The sequence below is a fragment of the Methylorubrum zatmanii genome, assembly GCF_014845115.1.
GTDB classification, from domain to species: domain Bacteria; phylum Pseudomonadota; class Alphaproteobacteria; order Rhizobiales; family Beijerinckiaceae; genus Methylobacterium; species Methylobacterium zatmanii.
Window position 1 is genome coordinate 1 of the sequence record NZ_NKUI01000161.1, and the last position, 17,338, is coordinate 17,338.

A 17,338-nucleotide genomic window follows, 5' to 3' on the forward strand; every position below is an offset into this window, starting at 1 on the left:
GGGGCGGGCCATACGTTTTTGGCCGGGACGGAAGCACTGTCCAAGCTTGCCCGGCTCCAGTCGATCTCGCTGGCGGCGTGGAGACGTTCCAGCAGCACCTGATGCAGCCGCGCCCACACCCCCGCCTCCTGCCAGTCGCGCAGACGGCGCCAGCAACTCATCCCGCAGCCGCAACCCATCTCGGCGGGCAGCATCTCCCAAGGCAACCCTGAGCGCAGCACGAACAGGATCCCGGTCAGCGCCGCCCGGTTCTCGATCGGGCGGCGCCCGCCCTTCGGACGCGGCCGGGATGGCGGCAGGAGCGGGGCAATCGTGTCCCAGAGATCGTCAGGCAGAAGCGGGCGAGCCATACTGAACAACGCCTGCAAAGCCGATCCGTGCCCGTTCTGTTAGGCGCTCTTAGAGCCCGAGCTCGGCGTGAGAGCCGAGGCGCACGAGTTGCAGCGTCTGATCGTCCGGTAGCCTGTAGATCAGCACGAGGTCGGGGCGAACGTGGCAGTCCCGGTGATCACGCCAGTTGCCGGTCAGGGCGTGATCGTGGTGGCGCGGCTCGAGCGGCCGGTCTGCAACCAGAGCATCCAGGACCACGGTAAGATCCGCCACAAGGGTCGTGCGGTGCTGCCCTTTCATTTCCCGCTTGTAGTCGCGCTTGAACTGCCCGGTGCGCTCAATCGTCCGCATCGAGGTCAGCCATCAGCGCAGCCACGCTGTTGAAGCGAGGCAAGCCTCCGGCGCGCGCATCGCGCATCGCGGCGATCGTCGCCTCGTTGGGCACGAGCGGCTCGAACGGGAGTGCGCCCTCGCGTGCCACGCGCGTCAGCATCAGCCGAACCGCCTCGGATACGGTCAGGCCCATCGCCGCGAGCACGGTTGTGGCCTCTTCTTTCAAGGCGGGGTCGATCCGGGTTTGCACGAGAGCGTTGGCCATGACCTCATCTCCTGTCTGCATGACAATGTAATGCAGACAGGCGTGTCCCACCAGTGCCGCTCGACGTCAGCCGGAACAGCGCCTCAGACCGTGTGACCGCCCCGTCCTACCGGTGCCGGTATGGGCGCGGTAGGAAGGTCCGATGTCTGCCGCGCGTGCCGGTTCTCTGCTGAGGCACCCGCGTGTGGTTTGGATTACGACAGCCGCAGCGCCATGCCGATCAGCCAACGCCAGCTCGCTGCCTCCCTGCTCGCGGCCGCTCACATCGCCGAGCGGCATGCGATCGCCGCTTTCATCGCCGACGCGGCGACAAGGCAAGCACCCAACCCGTTTCCGCAGACCAGCGTTGGAGCCGTCCGCCAGGTCTGGCGACAGCGTGCTACAGAGTTTCGATCGTTCGACATCGCAACAGCGGGTCTCACCTGCCTGCTCACGGCCCTGTCCGGCCTGAGCGTAGACGAGGCGCTCGTGCAGGAGATCCTGCGGGCTGGGCCGCATACCGCTAACGTATTCCATCGCGGCGATGGCTGCGAGATCGTCGGTGCCGTCCTCTATGGCAAGCCGGACGTCGATCTCCCGACTCTTCTCACGCCGAGAGCGACGCGCCGAGCTCCGGGCCCGCACTCACGCGCTTGTGCCACATCGGGGCAACTCGACTTGTTCGTGCACGCTGTCCTGTGATGGCGGGCACGGTCTGGATCGAGCAAGTTCCGCTTTCCGATCCCATCCTCATCCTGGATCGGAACTGACGACCTGATAGTCGCGCGGGAGCGCGACAGGTTCGTCCCCGGCCTGATTGCGGATGTGGGGCGACCACCACCACATCCGGCCGTTCCGGAATTTGAAGTGCCCCCGCACGAAGTGCTCCGCTCGTGGGCGCCCATCGGCTTGCGGGACACCATCGTCGATATCGACCTGCCGCAGACGGGCGACGTCGAGGCGGATCCGTCGCAGGTTCGGCAGCGGCGGCCGACCTTCGGCGACGCGGCGCGCATCGGCCCGCTGCGTATCCGGCGCCGCGTCGATCGTCACGACACGCGAGGGCGAGTTGATGATCAGGAACATGCTAATGAGGTCGGCGGACGCCTGCTCGTGCGGGTTCGGACCGGGCCCGTTGCCGCTGGTCGCGGCCTCGGCCACGTTCTCGCAGCGAAACCCGCTCGGATCGACGTGGATACGGCCGAGGGTACACACCACGGGCCAGCCCGTCGCTCGCTCGATCTGTAGGGCGTGCAAGAACTGACGGAAGGCGAAGCCGGACGTGTCCTGCGCCTGTTCGACGAGATAGCCGAGATGGCCGCCACCGGGACTGCTCCACTCGATCCAGGTGAGGGGAAAGGGCGGCCGTGCATGATCGAGGGCGCGCAGCAGATCGGCGAAGGGCGTCTTCTCCATGCGCTGGACCGCATCCATCACGCTCTGGTCGACGATGAACCGACCGGCGTCAGGAATGAGGTCGTTGGCTCGCGTGATGCCCTCGACGAAGGGGCTATCGCGCCAGTCACGACATCTATAGATCAGTTTTGCCAATGTCATCTGTTCGTACACTCACGCTCGATCAGGTCCTACTTACCTGCAAACCGACAGACTGTTGTTTTCATTTTCATTCGGATTTGACTGCTTGCGAGATTACAATGAGCAAAATATTACCTGTTTTGCTAAAGGTCGCGCGCCACGCGTGACCTTCTCTCAGGAAAAAACGCATACACCGACGGCCTCATCCCGAGAGACACACGCGATGCCAGATTTTTCCAAGCTTCAGCAAACAATACTGAATTCTTCCAAGGCAGAATTTCCGTACAGGCTCTATAGAGAAATCGCGGCAAACTGCTTTATGCTGATGAGTTTTCTTGAGCTACACCACGAGCGCATTCAGTACGGCGACATCGCGCGGGATTTTGCGTCACAGAGGGACGTACCTTCCCTGGAAGACGACAAGCTGATCGCCGAGGAGCGCCTTCGCAACGTGATCAACGACGAGCTGAAGACCTCCGCGACCCGCAATCAGTTCGCCACTGGGTTGGGGTGTCTGTCTTATCTATCCCAGATCAGGCCCTTACCCGGCGATAAGGTCGATCCGCTCGCGCGTCTGGAGCGAGACATCCGGGCGTCGCTCTGAGGCTGCGCGCAAACCCAACATCGGCTCTTCTTCCCGATCGGCACGGCCTCACCGGCGAGGCCGTGCCGTCGCTCAGCTCCACGCGCGGCTGAGAGGGCAACCGTGCTCGAAGCGATGCCACCCGCCTCCCTCGTGATCGACCCGTCATGCGCATGCGTCTGGCCTTCATAGCCTTCCTCGCGACCGTGCTCCTGGCCTACCCGGTCGCGGGCCTGATCCAGAACGGGCTCGACCCGGCGTATTGGCCCGCGGAGGTGATGCGCCCCGGGGTTTGGTTCGAGACCCTGTTCTCCCGGCGCGCCAGCGACGCGCTCGCGATGCCCTACCTCATGATGATCGGCCACGCGCCTGATCTCGCGAACGGCGGCCATTCCCCGGCACCGTTCCTCGCCTTCGCACCGCTCCTGATCCTGTTCGGAGCCGAGCTGCTGCGGCGTGCCAAGCCCGAGCAGAAGCGGGACACCTCCGACCTGTTCGGCTCGGCCCGCTTCGCCACCCCGGCCGAGCGCGGGCGCCTGCGCGACGGGCTCGAACTCGGCCGGGATCCCCAGACGGGCCATCCGGTCCGCGTCGCCGTCCAGGGCACGCTCGTGACCATCGCACCGCCGCGCAAGGGCAAGACCTCGGGCCTGCTCATCCCGAACCTCGCCTTCCCCGAACCCCAGGGCTGGGGCGGACCGGCGGTGGTGCTCGACCCGAAGGGCGAGGTCTACCGCGCCGTGGCCGCTCGGCGCAGGGCGCTCGGCCGCCGCGTCGTCTGCCTCGACCCCATGGGTCTGGCCGGCGGCACAGATCGCTGGAACCCACTTCAGGACCGCGACCCGGACGACGTCCTCTACCTCCAGAGCACCGCCCTGGCGCTCCTGCCCGAGGCCACCGGGGACGGCGAGGCCTCCGCCTACTTCCGCAACCGCGCCGTCGATCTGATCACCGGCGCGATGCTGGTCGCGCTGCGCCGGCCGGGGGCGAGCACGGTGGTGGAGGTCCAGGATCTCATCACCGACGAGGGCCGTTTTCTCGGGCTCCTGCAGCAATACGTCAATCGCTGGCCCGAGCCCGCGGCCTACGCGGCCATGGAGATCCTGCAGGCCGACGCCAAGACCAAGGATCCGATCAAGTCCACCGCCCTGCAGGCGTTCCAGTGGCTCGCCGACCGGCGCCTGCGCGACCTCGTCGACGGGTCGACCTTCCGGCTGTCGGAGCTGTCCACGGGCGCCGTCGACCTGTTCGTCGCGGTGCCGACCGAGTACAAGGCGGTGCTCGCCCCGTTCCTGCGCTGGTTGTTGTCCGACCTGTTCGCCTCGGTGCGCCGCCATCGCCCGGCCGAGCGGTTGATGATCTTCGTCGACGAGGCCGCGGTGCTCGGTCGGTTCGACGCGCTGCTGACCGCGGCGAGCGAGCTGCCGGGCTACGGCGCCAGCCTGTGGACGATGTGGCAGGACCGCGCCCAGCTCGTCGGCCTCTACGGCGAGGCCGGGGCCGACGTGCTGCTCAACACCGCCGAGGTCGTCACCGTCTTCGACGTCCCGGCGGTCGACCCGGACGAGGCCGAGCGCTGGTCGCGGGCGGTCGGCGACTACACCGCCTTCGTCGAGACCCGGACGGCCCCGACCGGTGATGCCAAGGGCACGCCGTCCACGACCCGGGCCTCGCAGGGCGCACGCCTGATGACCAAGGAGGCGCTGATCGCGATGCCGGGCGACGAGCTCCTAGTGTTTCCCAACAGCGGCGGCCAGACCCGCCATCCGCTGCGCCTGAAGAAGACGGTCGCCCACACCGACCCGCGCTTCCGCAAGCTGATCACCGCCGTGCCGCCGGTCGGTCGGGCGCGGTGAGCCGGGCAGGCCGTAGGTTTGATGTGAGCCGTGACGGATCGAGAGGTCCGGATCTCAGCGCGCGGCTGGTCCGGAGCGGGTCACCAGCCAGTCTGACGGCACGCGCGTCGCGGCATAGCCCTCACCAGGACGCCAGTCGCGCAGCTCGGCCATGCCGTCAGTATCCCGCATCACCGCGTAGGCGCGTCCGGCCACGAGGCGGTCGCCGGCGGGCCGCCCGTCCGGCATGACCCAGGCGACGGCCACGTCTTGGCTGCCCCGAACCTCCGCCCAGGCGGCCGGCGTGCGGCGATAGGCCAAGATCAGCGCGAGCACGAGGCAGAGCCCGAGCAGCGCGTTCCGGGTGAGCCGGCGCACGCGGAACGGCAGGTGCCCGCGCCAGACCGCGATGCGGCTCGCATGGCGCGGCGTGGGCCGAGCGCTAGGCTCCCCGTCGTCGGACCGGTCGCGGATCGAGAGCAGGAGCTCGCGCCGATGTTCGGGTAGGAGCTGTGCTGCGCCCTCCTCCAAGGCCGCGAACCGCTCGTGGATCGGGCGCGTCTTCAGCCGGGTGAGCGCGGCGCGGCTGTCCCGCTCGAACCCGGCCGCGGCCTCGCGCGCGGCGCGGTCGGCCCGCGCGAGGCGGTCGTGCACGTCTTCAGGCGTTGCGGGCACGCTTGCTCCCCCCTACCGGCGTCCCGGCCCGACCTGCGACCGGCGCCTCCTCGACCAGCCACAGGGCCGCCGGCTTGACCGCTTCCATCAAGGCGAGGCGGAAGGCGGTGAGATCGCGCAGGATCCGCCCTGCCTGAGCCTGCGAGGTCTGCTTGACCAGGGCCGCCCGGTCGAGCCGTCCGACACCGCGCAACTGTCCGGCCGCCAACACCCCGCGCGTCTCATCCTCCAGCTCGAAGGCGCGCAGGTGCGTGACCGTCGCGTCGCCGACCACGCGCTCCAGGATCGTCGGGTCGATCGCGCCGCGCACGCCGTTGGCTACGACGAACCGGGCGCCGGTCCAATCCCGTGCTGACTGCAGCAGCTTGCCCGCATCCGCGAGCGAGCCGGCCTCGGCGGCCACCACCACCACGAGCCCGAGTTCGATCCCGGCCTTGCGCAGCTCCGGCGCCTCGTCCTTCAGGACCCCGAGCAGGCTCGCCGAGGTGTTGGCGCCGATGTCGACGAGGGTGGGAGCCGCGACCTCGTAGAGCGCGTTGATCACCTCGTCGAGCTCGGACCGCGCGGCCTTGCCGCCGCTGGCCTCGATCGCCTCGCGCGTGGCGCGCATCTCGAAATAGCGCACGCTACCGGGTTCGTTAGCGGCCGTCGCGGTCATGAACTCGGTCAGGCGGTGCACCGACTCGATCTCCAGGATCGGCGCGTCCGGCACCGCCTCGGCCAGGCCGCGGGTCACGGTCGACTTGCCGACGCCGCCGGTTTCCTGGGCGACGAGGAGGACGCGAGGCATGGGTGTCAGTCCTTCTTGAAAAGGTGGCTGTGCTTCTCGGCCTGCAGCCGTCGGATCTCCACCTCGGTGAGCGGCGCATCCGTGGCCGATGGGGCCGGCGTCTCGCGATCCGGACGGAGTTCCAGTGCGAGCCGTGACGCCCGGGGGGTCGAGCCGGTCGGGGGCGGTACGGAATGCGGTGGGGTCGGCCGATCGGGGCGAGCCGCCCGCGCCTCCGCCTTGGCCGCGCGGGCGGCGGCCTGACGCCGGACGCTGGAGATGATGCCGGTGAGATTGCGCCCGGTGATCGGCTGGCCGTCGGCGGTGGTGATGCCCTGCGCCGTGAGGCCGGCCGCGACCGCATCCCAGGTCAATCCGCCGGCCTGGAGGGCGACCAGAGCGTCGAGATTGCCGCGCACGATATCCATCAAGCCCGTGGCGGGCCGACCACCCGGAGCACCGGCCGTGCGGCGGCTGCCGGGGGTCGCGGCGGCGTCTCGGGCGAGGCGGCGTAGGTCGAGGCGGGGGCGCTGGGCCATGGCGACGCTCTAGCAGATCGGGGCTTGCCAGGGCGTGCAGCCGATCGCTCGAATGCCTGGGGCGACAGCAACTCCACGTTAGGGTCCGGCCGAAGACGGTAGGCTACGGCTTAGTACGGCAGATGTACGGTAACGCGTACGGCCAGAAGAAGGGCATCACACCACACGCACTGAAGTGGCTCATCGTTAACCGAGCGGCCATTCGAGCCTCGCCCGGCCGCCGCGATCGTGCCACGGCTGCCGCCCAGTTTCACGCGCAGCAGGTACGCCGATGGTCGACCAGGTCAAGATCACCGTGACCCTGGAGGCGACCCTCGCCACTCGGTTGAGTGCTGCCGCGACCGAGCGCGGCTGGTCCCCCGAGGCATTGGCGGCCGAGTGCGTCGTCCAGCACCTGGAGGTGGCGGTCCGCCACCGCGTCCTGATCGAGCGCCTGGAGCAGGTCGACGCCGCCATCCTCGACATGGCCGAGGCCGTGGGCGAACTCGGCGCGCCCGCAGCCGCCATCGATCTGTCGAAGGTCTGCCGTTTAGGCAGGGATGTCGACGCTGCAGATCCGACCCCATGACCGCCACGCTGCACCGCCTCGGGGCGGGCTCGCCGGCCGCGCTATACTACACCAACGACAGCCAGCACGAGGCGCGGCCGGACCGGCGCGACGAGTACTACGCCTCCGACGGTGCCGGGGTGTGGTGGAGCAGCGGCGAGACGGTCGTGCGCCACGGCGCGGCGATCGAGGCGTCCTCGTTTCGCGATCTGTGCGCGGGGTATCACCCCGGCACCGGCAAAGCGCTGGTGCGCGGCGCCGGCCCGGGGCACTGGGCCGGCCAGGATTGCACGATGACCCCGGGAAAGTCGGTCTCCGTCCTATGGATGGCCGGCACGGCCGAGCAGCGTGCGGCGATCGAGGCGGCGCATCGGTCCGCGGTGGAGCGGGCGCTCGCCTTCGTGGCGGCGGAGGGGCTCGTCACCGTGCGAACGGGTGCGGGCGGCGTGCAGCGGCATCAGCCGAGCGACCTGATCGTGGCGCGCTTCGATCACTACACGACCCGCGAGGGCGATCCTAACCTGCACTGCCACTGCGTTTTCTTGAACGTCGCCGGCGCCCCTCCGAATTCGACTTCAGGTCGCTACAAGACTCAAAAACATCTCACGATTGAGGTGGAGGGGCTGTACGCTCAACAGCTCGGCGTGGGGGCCGCGTACAGGGCGGCTCTCGCCGAGGAACTGCGCGCGCGGTTCGGGCTGCACTACCGCGAGGCTGGACGCGGCCAGTGGGAGATCGCCGGCGTGCCCGAGACGGTGCTGGCCGCTTTCTCCAAACGCTCCAGTCAGATCCTCGACTATGCTGGCGCTTACGCCACGTCTGCCCAGCGCGAGATCGCCGCGCTGGCGACGCGCCGGGGCAAGCACGAACTGCCGACCGGACCGGAATTAGAGGCACGGTGGCGCCAGGAACTCGCCGGGTGCGGGCTCGATCCCTGGCAGGCGGCGCGCCACCCCGAGCTCGATCCCATCCTCATCGCCGCCGCCGTACGCGACGCCGAGCGTGAGCCCCCCGTCGATCCACCCGAGATCCCCGGCGACGGCCCAGTGGCGCGTGCCGCCTCGGCCCTGTTCCGGCACGAGAGCGTGCTCGCGCGAAAGGACCTGCTCCAGCGTGCCCTGGAACTGGCCAGCCTGCAGGGCCTCGGGGTCGATACCGTGGAGGCGGAACTCGCCCAGTTGGAGCGGGTCGGCACATTGCTGCCGCTGGCCGACGCCGAGATGATCCCGGGGGCCAGCGCGTGCTGGACCAGCCCGGGCATCGCCGCGTGCGAGGCACGGATGCTGCGCGCCGCCGATCGGCCCCTGGAGCGGACCTGGATCGCCCCAGAGGCGGCCGCGGCCGCCCTAGCGCAGGCCAGTCATCTCAGTCCCGAGCAGGGCCTGGCCGTGAGCCACGCCGCCAACGCGGACGGGGTGTCACTCCTCCAGGCCGGAGCCGGCACAGGCAAAACAACCACGGCCGCCGCCCTGGTGGCAGCCGCGCACGGTGCAAAATTGCGGGTGATCGGCCTAGCGCCTTCTTGGGTCGCGGCCGATGAACTCGCGCGCTCCACCGGGATCCCGACGCAGGCGATCGCTCGCTGGCGCCACGACCAGGTCAGCGCGCCGGCTCCGGATGCCAGTCCCAGGGCCGATCCATCGCGGTCCGATCCATCACCGGCGCTCGACCCGGACACCCTGGTGCTGGTCGACGAGGCCGGGATGGTATCGACCCGCGACCTGGAGGCGGTGCTGAGCGCGGCCCGGGTCGCCGGGGCGAAGGTGGTGCTGATCGGCGACCGGCGTCAGCTCGCCTCGGTCGGAGGTGCGAGCGCGTTGCGCGCGGTCGCCGAGGTGGTCGGGCGCTCGGCGGTGCTCGGCGAGGTCCGCCGGCAGACGGTGGACTGGCAGCGCGCCGCCTCGGTGGTGATGGCGCGCGGCGATGTCGAGGCGGGCGTGCGCGCCTACGCGGCCGAGGACCGGATCGAGCTGGTCGCCGGCGCGGAGGCGGCGCAGGATCGCGTGATCGCAGTGTGGAGCGAGCAGCGCACGGCCTACGGCGAGGACGTGCTGATCGTCACCCGGCGCAACGCCGACGCGGCGCTGCTGAACGCCCGGGCGCGAGCGGTGCTGCGCGCGGAAGGCCGGCTCGGGCCCGATCTGATCGCCCTGTCCACGCGCGACCGCGAGAATAAGCGCGTGTCGCTCGCGCTCGCGGTCGGCGACTCCTTACGCTTCGGCGAGAGCCTGCCGCATCTCCGGTTACGCAACGGCAACCGCGCCCGGGTCGAGGCGATCATGGCCGATCCCGACGGAGGTGCGCGTCTGCGCCTAGCGTTGGAGGACGGACGCGTGATCGAGACGCCGTGGACGGAGTTGGCGCGGAAGCTACGGTTCGGCCGCAAGAAATTACAACCTAAGATCGTACACGCGTGGGCGGGCACAGCGTACGCGGCGCAGGGACGTACGTGCTCCGCGGCGGTGATGTATCTCGGGGCCGGCACGGACGCGCGGGAGATGTATGTCGGCCTGACCCGGCACCGGCACGAAGCGCGGGTGGTGGTCGAGCGCGACCGGCTCGACGCCATGTGCCGGCAGCGCCAGGCGGATCCGCGGATCCCGGCTACCGACACGATGGTGCTGGAGCGGCTGTTCCGCGAGGCGCGGACTTATCACGAGAAGGCCAACGTGGTGGACTACGCCGCCGACCGGGTTGCGTTCATGCGCGACGGGGAGCTCGGCGTGCGCGAGCACGTCGCCCCGGGCATCGACGTCGGCCGGGCGGTGCGTGCCGCACGAGCACTGCGCGAGGCCGCAGCCTGGCTCGGGATCGAGCGCTTGGTCGTGCCGGCGTGGCGTGTGATCGACGCCTATGGCCGTCGTCTGACCCGGACGCCGGGGCCGGCGGCACGCGCCCTGGTCGCGCAGCTCGCCCGCCGCTTGGGCCACTCCATCCCGATACCCGACCGCGGCCGGGGGCATGGCATCGAGCGGTGAGCGCCATCGCTCGGGTGCGCCGGCCAGCCATGATCCGAACCGCGTCGGTCCAGGCCGTTCGGGATCAACCGTAGGGCCCGCGGAACAGGTCACCCAGCGCCTTGCGTCGGAACAGCGTGCGCCAGCGTCGCCGCTGATGCTCCGGCCGGTCATGGATCATGTGGCATCGCTGGCAGAACGCCGCGAGGTTGGCGGCCGCGTTGTTGGCGGTGTCGTGGTCGCGGTGGGCCGCGGCCAGGACCACGCGAGTCCGGCGCGCGATCCCCAGGACGTCGACCGTGCCGGGCGCGAGGCGCACGCGTCGGCCGCGTCCGTCGCGCCAGGCGGCGGCGACGTCATCCCACCAGCGTCCGTCACCGAGGTGGATCACAGTTCGTCCGTGCGGTCGGCCGCAGCTCTCGCAAGCCCCTCGGGCGCGCCCGAACCGGATCACCGCCGAGAGCTGTGGCCAGTCGATCGGGTAGAAGAAGCGGTGCTCGCGCCGGATCGGCATGGTGCGGGTCGGACGTCCAAGCTCGGAGCGTGACCCTAGAGTAGGACGGACCGGCCGCACAGGGGTCCGTACTCGGCCGTCGTGTGGGGCATGTTTCGACGCGTATGCCGCCGCGGGCGCCCGCCCAGTCCGGTGAGATGGGGTCGCGTTCGTCAAATCGTCCGGTGTCAGACCGTCAACGCATGGCTGTGACCGTCCTACGATCCAGGCCGATTCTCGTTTGATCGGATCGATCGAGGTCGCCCGCTGCCCTCCGGCAGCATTTTTTTGGTTCCGTTGTCCCCGATTCTGACAGGATGAGAACTTCAGTAGGCGTGCGCTGCGCGGATTTGCACCCTCCCCCCTGAGCCGAGGCGGATCGCATGTCCTCAAGACCGCCGTGTCCCGCCGATGGTTTGCGCGCCAATCGCAGCCAGGCCTGCCACTCGGGTGAGACGATACGCACGATGTTGGTGTCGTTGCGGAAGCCCGTAAGGCGTCGCTCCTCGACGGTGATGAGCCCAAGTTTCACGGCCTCGCGAACCGCGTTGCGGACCGTGGTCTCGGCCACACCGACGATCGCCGCGAGGTGGCCCACGGCCAACCGGCAGTCCTTCCGGCGCACGACCTCGGCCGCCACTAGGGCGAGAACCGCCTGCTCGGCCAGCGTGAACCGGGCCGCCAACCCCGGTGGGAGCCGCCCCGAGGCGGCCCAGCGGCGCCGGCGCTCCAGCGAGGCATCCGTGCGCGGACGCGAGCCGACAGATCTTCTTGGGGCTCCTGCGCGGTCCTGGGACGGGGGCGGAGATTCAACCTCGGGGCTGGGTTGCGAACCGGGTGGTAGACGGCGAGCTGCCGGCGCATCCGTGCGCGCCTCGATCAGCCCGGACAGCGCCTCGGCCTCGGCCTCCGTAACGGTCCCGTCCCCGTAGGCGCGCCAGAGCAGCGCCGTGACCTGCGGCAGGGTGATTCGGCTGGCCCCCTCGATCGCGCGGCGGATTTCGTCTGCAAACACGTCTCTCGGCCCTCATCGGGCCGCAACAGGTCGTTCCGGGCCGCCGCAGGGGCGTCCGGTCCACAGGGCAAAGCCTCATCGTCGCGGGAATTGGCGTTCCCGCTTGACGCCTGGAGCGTCTCATGGCTTGTGAGGAGCAGCTACGCGGCCTCACAGGCCCTTTTCGATTTCGACGGCCCTCCAGTTTGGCGACTGGGGGGCCGTTGGCTTTTCAGGGGTCGACTTGCGGCGGCGTGGTCTCCTGATGGTTCCGGCGACTCGCGCGAGGCGCGCGCCAACCGGACATGGCATGTCGGCCGGGCGGCACAGCTAAGTCAATGTTGCCGGCCAATTCGGTACCTGATGCGCATCACCTCACACCGAAACACCTCCACACAAGTGGTTTAGTGTGTTACCACCCCTGTTGACGTTGCGGCAACTTGGGCGGTCTAGGTGTGGATTTGTGGGCATCCATGCCCGACAACATGTGTGGAGGCACACCGATGAAGGTGCTTGCGTTGCTAGCTTGGAAGGGTGGGGTCGGCAAAAGTACCCTCACAATCAATCTCGCTGCCGCTGCCATTGAGGATGGCCATAAGGTGGGCATCATCGATCTGGACCCGCAATCGTCATTGTCTGAATGGTCAGACCGGCGAGAGGCCGAGCAGCCGTTCGTATCTGACGCCAAGCCCCGCGCGGTGGCTCAGATTGTTGAGGCCGGTCGCGGACTCGGTCTGGACCTGATGTTGATCGACACCCCGCCAAACGCGACAGATGAGGTGGAAGCCGCCCTGGCAGTAGCAGATGCTGTCGCGATCCCAACTGGCGTCGCCCTGTTCGATCTGAAAGCCGTGACTCGCACTGTGCGTGCTGCCACACAAGCTAACAAGCCAACATGCGTGGTGCTCAACAGGGTTGGCAATCGCAGTGACCGCGAGGCGGCCCGGATCCGCCGCGAGCTAAACCAGATCGGCATGCCAATCTTGCGGCACGTAATTCACGATTTGAAAGTGTTCCCACGCTCGGCCGATGCCGGCCAGACGTCGATTGAGGTTGAGCCGGAAGGGAAGGGGGCCCTCGACGTGCGAGCTGTGTGGAAACACATTTCAAAACAAGTTGGCTTGCGTGCTAAGACACGCACACGCAAGAATGCAAGTGAGGTTGTGTGATGGCCAAGCTGAACCCACTGTCCATGGCTGCGCAGGTGGCGGAGTCGATGAAGGCGCCGCAGACGCCAAAGGCCGCCCCATCGGTGGCAACGGCAGTAGTGGAGCCAGTTCCGGTCAAGACCACCCGCGAAGGCAAGCGGTTCCTCGGTTACTATGTTGAGCCGCAGCGGCACGAGGAGATCAAGCAAGCCGCGTTGGATGAGGGCATCCAGATCCAGGAGCTCCTCCGCCAAGCCGTTGATGCCTGGATGGAGGCGAACGGCACCGAGGCTGTAGCGACTGTAGAACGGCGACGCGCACGGCGGGCCGAGCGGCAGTAGGGAAGGAAAGAAGGTCGACCTTATAATCAGATCCATCGCCGTGACCGCTCGAAGATGACCGTTTTTGAGCGGGTTTTCTGGGGATCGACCGTCAGAAGTCCGTGTGGAGGCGGGCTGCGAAAAAGTGTGCCGGGCCACGGTCGCGATTGTAGGCCGGGTTCGCCACGAGCTGATAATCGGCGGAGACAGTCACGGCCTTCGTGAGGCTCAGCGCGTAGAACGCCTCGGCCGCGCGCTCGGCGCCGTAGGTCAAGCGGCCATCGCCGATCACCAGACCGAGGCCGCCGTTGGCGAAGAAATCCCGGTGGGAGCGGGACAGGTTGTTGATGGCAGCGCCGAGGCCGACTGTGTCGTCGGGCCGGCCCCAGGCGCCGCCCTTCAGCGAGACACCGCCGGAGACACTGCGGTCGATGTCGGCGAACGAGAGGCTCTCGTTGCGTCCGTCGTTCAGGCTGGCCCGCGCGAACACGCCGACCTGCGACGTCACGGCCTGTTCGAGGTTGAGGTAGAGCCCGCTCTTGCGCCGGTCGCGTCGGGTGGCCGCGGCCGCATCGTTGATATCGGCGAAGAAGCCCCCTTGAGTGAGGTCGACCACCTCGCGATAGTTCGCCGTGCGGGCGACGTTGGTGAACAGGCCGAGGCGGATCTTGCCGGGCTGGTCGAGCCCCGGGAGCACGTGGCGCTCCTCCAGCTCGACCGTAAGGCCGCCCTTCCGGGCGATGCGCGGGTCGAGAACGTTGCTGCTCGGTTCTTTCGGCACCTGCGTGTAGGCCGCCCGGATCGCGAACGCCTTGCGGTTGTACTCGACCATCACGCCTTGTGTGAACCCGGGCAGGTTCGCGGGGAAGTCATAGGCCCCAGACGCCCAGAGAGACCAGTTCAGGAAATCGACGCGGGGATCGTGCGCGTAGGTGTTGCCGTCGAAGAAGTCGCCGAGCGCGAACTTGCCGGCCACCACGGTGATCCGCTCGATGTCGCGGCGGGTCGCGACCTGGTTCGGGCCGTCCGGTACATCCTCGGTCTCGCCGCCGAGGCCGAAGGTCTGGCGGACGAAGTAGCGTTGCGAGCGCAGCTTCGGGAAGGGCGCGCCGGCCTTCTGCGCCTCGCCGTTGACGAAGCCGGCGACGCCGAGCGTCCGGCTCAGGCCGAAGCCCTGGTCGAATTCGGGGTTGTAGTAGAGTTCGGTGCTGTCCGTGAGCTTGAAACCGAGGAAGGCGGTCGCCGTCAGCGTGGCGCGTGCCTGGCGCGGCACGAGGCTCTGCGGCCCGAGATAGGGCGAGCGGAAGCCGGACACGCCCTGGTCCACGAAGGTCGTCTGGCCGTGCAGCGAGATGCGGTCGCTGATCGCCGTATCGGGATCGTGGGGGGCTACCTCGCCAGGCTCGGGCGGCAAGACGAGACCACCCGGATACCAGGACAGGCGCGCGAGGACTTGGTTGGAGGTGAAGGAGGCCCGCGCGGAGAAGGGGCCACCGGTGACGCCCGGAACGGTGCCGAGATCGAGCCGTCCGCTCCGGCCGAGGTCGAGGTAGCGGTATTCCAGTCCCAGCGCGAGGTGCTCGGTGATGGCATATTCGATGCCGGCACCGAGCGAGAACCCGAGGAAGGCGCGGCCCCGCCGAAGGGCCGGGGCTGACGTCGTCGCTGGATCAGGGAAGTTGGTGAGAAACCGGACCTGAGCGCCCGCAAGCCCGAAGCTGGCATAGACGAGATAGCGCTCGAACGCGTAGCCGACGCGGGCTCGGGCTGTCCCGAACACGTCGGCCTTAGCCCGGATCACAGGGAAGGCGGGGTCCAGCCCCTCGAAGCCGAACCCAGGCGTGGTCGAGGACACGGGCCGCTTCAAGTTCGTGGCGTCAACGTCGGCTTCAACGCCATACACGAACGGGCCGATCTGCCAGGCGTACCCGCCGAACAGGCCGCCGAGCGCGGTGGTCGCATTGCGACCGGCATCGTTGCGGCCCGTGGCATCCCCGGTGCGGAATTCCGGCACCGAACGGCGGCCGATCATGCCGGATCCGAAGCCGAAGTCGCCGAAGGCGTCACCGGCGCTACCCTGCCATCCGGTATAACCGCCCGCCCACGTACCGAAGGAGGGCAGGTGCGTCGCGTCGTGTGGCGTCGGCGTGGCGAGATCGGCCCCGTGGGCGCCGGTGGACAGGCCAGCGAGCAACGTCGCAACCCCTGCACCTGCGCGGAGGCGTCCTACGGCCTGGCCCCACCGGCTCATCGTGCCGCCTCCACATGCATGAACCGAAACCGCACCAGCGGTGCGGTGACCAGGACACGATGCGGCATCCGCCCAAACTTGGCCGTGCTGCTAACCATAGACGACCGCCTTCGTGCAAGTCCGCCGCCGGGTTCGCGTTGAGCTGACGACCCCGGCCGATGAGATAGCCACGCGCACGACCGAGGTGGACATCGCTCTCACGCCCCTCGCCACGCCTATGGAGCGGGAGGGTGAGAGGCCGAACTTCCAGAATTTAGGCGGCATAGTGTGTGGGTTGCTCGCAGCGACGGCAGCCATGCCGCTCTTCCCATCGGCCGTGATCACGACTGCGAACCCGCGTGCGGGTGAGGTGGGGCGGCATTCGAAACGCATCGTGGTCGTGCGCGCGATCGATCGTTCCCCGAATGCCACGGGTTCGGTTAGGGGCGCATCACCGCCGAAACAGGCGGCGATCTCCGGGTGCGCCTGTTTATCGACGGCCGATGACGGTTCGATGCCACGCGTGAGGTTCTCGGCTGCGCAGCACGGCTGGCGCGGGGTGACCGGTACGGGCTCTCCACCCCCGGCCTCGAAGCCTGCGGTGGAGGGCGTGCTTGGCGCCCATGGTCCCGTTCGAGATGCTCCCGGCGGGACAGGTTTGCGGGGAAGCGGCTTGCTCGCGAGAGGAAGAGGACGTGGCCCGCAGGTCGGCCTGTCGTCGTCCGCTGACGAAGCCCGCTGCGGCGCACCGCTCAGAAGCCCCGGGCTCAGGCCGCATCGTCATGCCCGGCCACCGAGGCGGTGATTGTCCGATCAAGGCCGATATGGCGTCGCGCCGAGCCCGACAATCTCGGCGGTTTGCGGGTCGACCGCCATCGTAGGCCCGGTGCAGACGATCGCGACCTGCTTCACGGGGTCTGCCCGAGGATCAGGTCCGACGCGTGCCGGGAGGCCGGGTGGCCTGTGGCCGCCTGGTGCGCGACCGAGCACGCCTCGTAGTGGTCGCCCCTGGCCAGCATGGTCAAGCGCCGCTCGCCGGGAACGGCCTTCCTAATGGCCAGGAGCGCGCGTCCTGACGGCCACGACACCACCTTGGCACCCGGCTCGGTTTGCGGCTGACCGTATCGCCGCACGCCCTCACGGTAGATGGCCTCGTAGCGCGACGGCAGTTCGGCCTCCGAGAGCGGACGGCTGAGCCAGATGACCTGCTGCAGGCCCTCGTCCCGACAGACTTCCAGGATGATCTCGTCCGTATCGATGCCCGCGGCCAGCGGACGGTCGTGGAAGTAGGTCAGCGCGGTGATGTTCGCCTCGCGGTCGACCATCGAGGGCTTCGGCACCGTGTCGATGGGCCCCCAGGACAGGCCAAACGGGGCTTCCTGAGCATGAGCTCCGTGCAGACATCCGAGCAAAAGCAGGGTCGACAGGGCGCTGCATCTCATCGTCGTCTCTCCCTCCGTTGATCCGCGACGCCCCTGCACGTCGTCGCGGGAGCGCGACTGAACCATGGATTGCGATCACGAGCGGTGCTTTCGGACCGAACACGAGGCTCTGCAGGAATACCCAGAGATCATTGATGTTGGGCTCGAGCACGACCGTGCGCAACCATTCCTTGCAGCGCTGGTTCTCTCGTCGCTATCCCCGGTTCCAGGGCGAGATGATCTTCTCATTGATCGCTCGGGCGGTGGGCATGATGGAGCAGATCGTCCCGCGACTGCGGACGCCACGCGCTGGCGCAGAACAAGAGGACAGCGCGACTTCTGCATGCTGAGCAACGCTAAGGCGGACTGAACCGTGAACGGGCG

Annotated in this window: 18 protein-coding genes; 7 read left to right on the forward strand and 11 right to left on the reverse strand. The window is 68.5% G+C overall.

Going from position 1 to position 17,338, the window contains the following annotated elements; all coding sequences use genetic code 11:
* The 3 genes from MZTS_RS18810 to MZTS_RS18820 all read right to left on the reverse strand — a co-directional run.
* Nucleotides 1-350 (reverse strand): transposase (locus tag MZTS_RS18810; RefSeq protein WP_192285012.1); only part of this gene is annotated, 350 nt, incomplete at its 3' end.
* A 49-nt stretch (nucleotides 351-399) separates the two neighbouring features.
* Nucleotides 400-681, reverse strand: coding sequence for a type II toxin-antitoxin system YafQ family toxin (locus MZTS_RS18815; RefSeq protein ID WP_009861360.1), 282 nt, complete (start codon nucleotides 679-681; stop codon nucleotides 400-402).
* Nucleotides 668-928, reverse strand: a complete 261-nt coding sequence (locus MZTS_RS18820; protein ID WP_281397067.1) for a type II toxin-antitoxin system RelB/DinJ family antitoxin — start codon at nucleotides 926-928, stop codon at nucleotides 668-670. The genes MZTS_RS18815 and MZTS_RS18820 overlap by 14 nt, the downstream gene beginning before the upstream one ends.
* Nucleotides 929-1,117: 189 nt before the next feature.
* Between MZTS_RS18820 and MZTS_RS18825 the strand changes: the two genes are divergently transcribed.
* Nucleotides 1,118-1,609, forward strand: a complete 492-nt coding sequence (locus MZTS_RS18825) for a hypothetical protein (protein WP_246482182.1) — start codon at nucleotides 1,118-1,120, stop codon at nucleotides 1,607-1,609.
* A 48-nt stretch (nucleotides 1,610-1,657) separates the two neighbouring features.
* Here the strand turns inward: MZTS_RS18825 and MZTS_RS18830 are convergent, their stop codons facing one another.
* Nucleotides 1,658-2,464 (reverse strand): hypothetical protein, encoded by an 807-nt coding sequence (locus MZTS_RS18830; RefSeq protein WP_192285003.1) that lies wholly within the window; start codon nucleotides 2,462-2,464, stop codon nucleotides 1,658-1,660.
* Nucleotides 2,465-2,549: 85 nt separating this feature from the next.
* Between MZTS_RS18830 and MZTS_RS18835 the strand changes: the two genes are divergently transcribed.
* A complete protein-coding gene (locus MZTS_RS18835; protein WP_192285004.1) occupies nucleotides 2,550-3,047 on the forward strand; it encodes a hypothetical protein in 498 nt (165 codons plus the stop codon).
* Between the two features lie 146 nt (nucleotides 3,048-3,193).
* The gene (locus tag MZTS_RS18840) at nucleotides 3,194-4,882 is read left to right on the forward strand and encodes a type IV secretory system conjugative DNA transfer family protein (RefSeq protein WP_009867304.1); all 1,689 of its coding nucleotides are present in this window, start codon (nucleotides 3,194-3,196) and stop codon (nucleotides 4,880-4,882) included.
* Between the two features lie 54 nt (nucleotides 4,883-4,936).
* Here the strand turns inward: MZTS_RS18840 and MZTS_RS18845 are convergent, their stop codons facing one another.
* The 3 genes from MZTS_RS18845 to MZTS_RS18855 are packed head-to-tail and all read right to left on the reverse strand — an operon-like array spanning nucleotide 4,937 to nucleotide 6,844.
* Nucleotides 4,937-5,536: a hypothetical protein gene (locus MZTS_RS18845; RefSeq protein ID WP_192285005.1), complete on the reverse strand. Its 600-nt coding sequence runs from the start codon at nucleotides 5,534-5,536 to the stop codon at nucleotides 4,937-4,939.
* A complete protein-coding gene (locus MZTS_RS18850; protein ID WP_192285006.1) occupies nucleotides 5,520-6,326 on the reverse strand; it encodes a chromosome partitioning protein in 807 nt (268 codons plus the stop codon). The genes MZTS_RS18845 and MZTS_RS18850 overlap by 17 nt, the downstream gene beginning before the upstream one ends.
* A 5-nt stretch (nucleotides 6,327-6,331) precedes the next feature.
* Entirely contained in the window at nucleotides 6,332-6,844 is a 513-nt protein-coding gene (locus MZTS_RS18855) for a hypothetical protein (RefSeq protein WP_009867685.1), read from the reverse strand.
* 271 nt (nucleotides 6,845-7,115) lie between these two features.
* Here MZTS_RS18855 and MZTS_RS18860 point away from each other — a divergent pair, with 271 nt between their 5' ends.
* Nucleotides 7,116-7,412: a hypothetical protein gene (locus MZTS_RS18860; protein WP_009867686.1), complete on the forward strand. Its 297-nt coding sequence runs from the start codon at nucleotides 7,116-7,118 to the stop codon at nucleotides 7,410-7,412.
* Complete coding sequence (mobF, locus tag MZTS_RS18865; RefSeq protein ID WP_192285007.1) at nucleotides 7,409-10,369, forward strand: MobF family relaxase; 2,961 nt, start codon at nucleotides 7,409-7,411, stop codon at nucleotides 10,367-10,369. The genes MZTS_RS18860 and mobF overlap by 4 nt, the downstream gene beginning before the upstream one ends.
* A gap of 64 nt (nucleotides 10,370-10,433) precedes the next feature.
* Here mobF and MZTS_RS18870 read toward each other — a convergent pair whose 3' ends face one another.
* Together MZTS_RS18870 and MZTS_RS18875 are read right to left on the reverse strand one after the other, a co-directional pair.
* Nucleotides 10,434-10,862: a hypothetical protein gene (locus tag MZTS_RS18870; RefSeq protein WP_192285008.1), complete on the reverse strand. Its 429-nt coding sequence runs from the start codon at nucleotides 10,860-10,862 to the stop codon at nucleotides 10,434-10,436.
* A gap of 175 nt (nucleotides 10,863-11,037) precedes the next feature.
* Nucleotides 11,038-11,856 (reverse strand): helix-turn-helix domain-containing protein, encoded by an 819-nt coding sequence (locus MZTS_RS18875; RefSeq protein ID WP_192285009.1) that lies wholly within the window; start codon nucleotides 11,854-11,856, stop codon nucleotides 11,038-11,040.
* Between the two features lie 452 nt (nucleotides 11,857-12,308).
* Here MZTS_RS18875 and MZTS_RS18880 point away from each other — a divergent pair, with 452 nt between their 5' ends.
* Together MZTS_RS18880 and MZTS_RS18885 are read left to right on the forward strand one after the other, a co-directional pair.
* Nucleotides 12,309-13,004: a ParA family protein gene (locus MZTS_RS18880; RefSeq protein WP_246482183.1), complete on the forward strand. Its 696-nt coding sequence runs from the start codon at nucleotides 12,309-12,311 to the stop codon at nucleotides 13,002-13,004.
* On the forward strand, nucleotides 13,004-13,324 hold the full coding sequence (locus MZTS_RS18885) for a ribbon-helix-helix domain-containing protein (RefSeq protein ID WP_009867111.1): 321 nt from the start codon (nucleotides 13,004-13,006) through the stop codon (nucleotides 13,322-13,324). The genes MZTS_RS18880 and MZTS_RS18885 overlap by 1 nt, the downstream gene beginning before the upstream one ends.
* A gap of 91 nt (nucleotides 13,325-13,415) precedes the next feature.
* On the opposite strand, the gene MZTS_RS18890 is transcribed toward MZTS_RS18885, so the two are convergent.
* A complete protein-coding gene (locus MZTS_RS18890; protein WP_192285010.1) occupies nucleotides 13,416-15,554 on the reverse strand; it encodes a carbohydrate porin in 2,139 nt (712 codons plus the stop codon).
* Nucleotides 15,555-16,441: 887 nt separating this feature from the next.
* Nucleotides 16,442-16,858 carry a hypothetical protein gene (locus MZTS_RS18895; RefSeq protein WP_009866219.1) on the reverse strand — a complete coding sequence of 139 codons (417 nt, stop codon included), beginning with the start codon at nucleotides 16,856-16,858 and terminating at the stop codon, nucleotides 16,442-16,444.
* Nucleotides 16,859-17,338 lie beyond the last annotated feature (480 nt).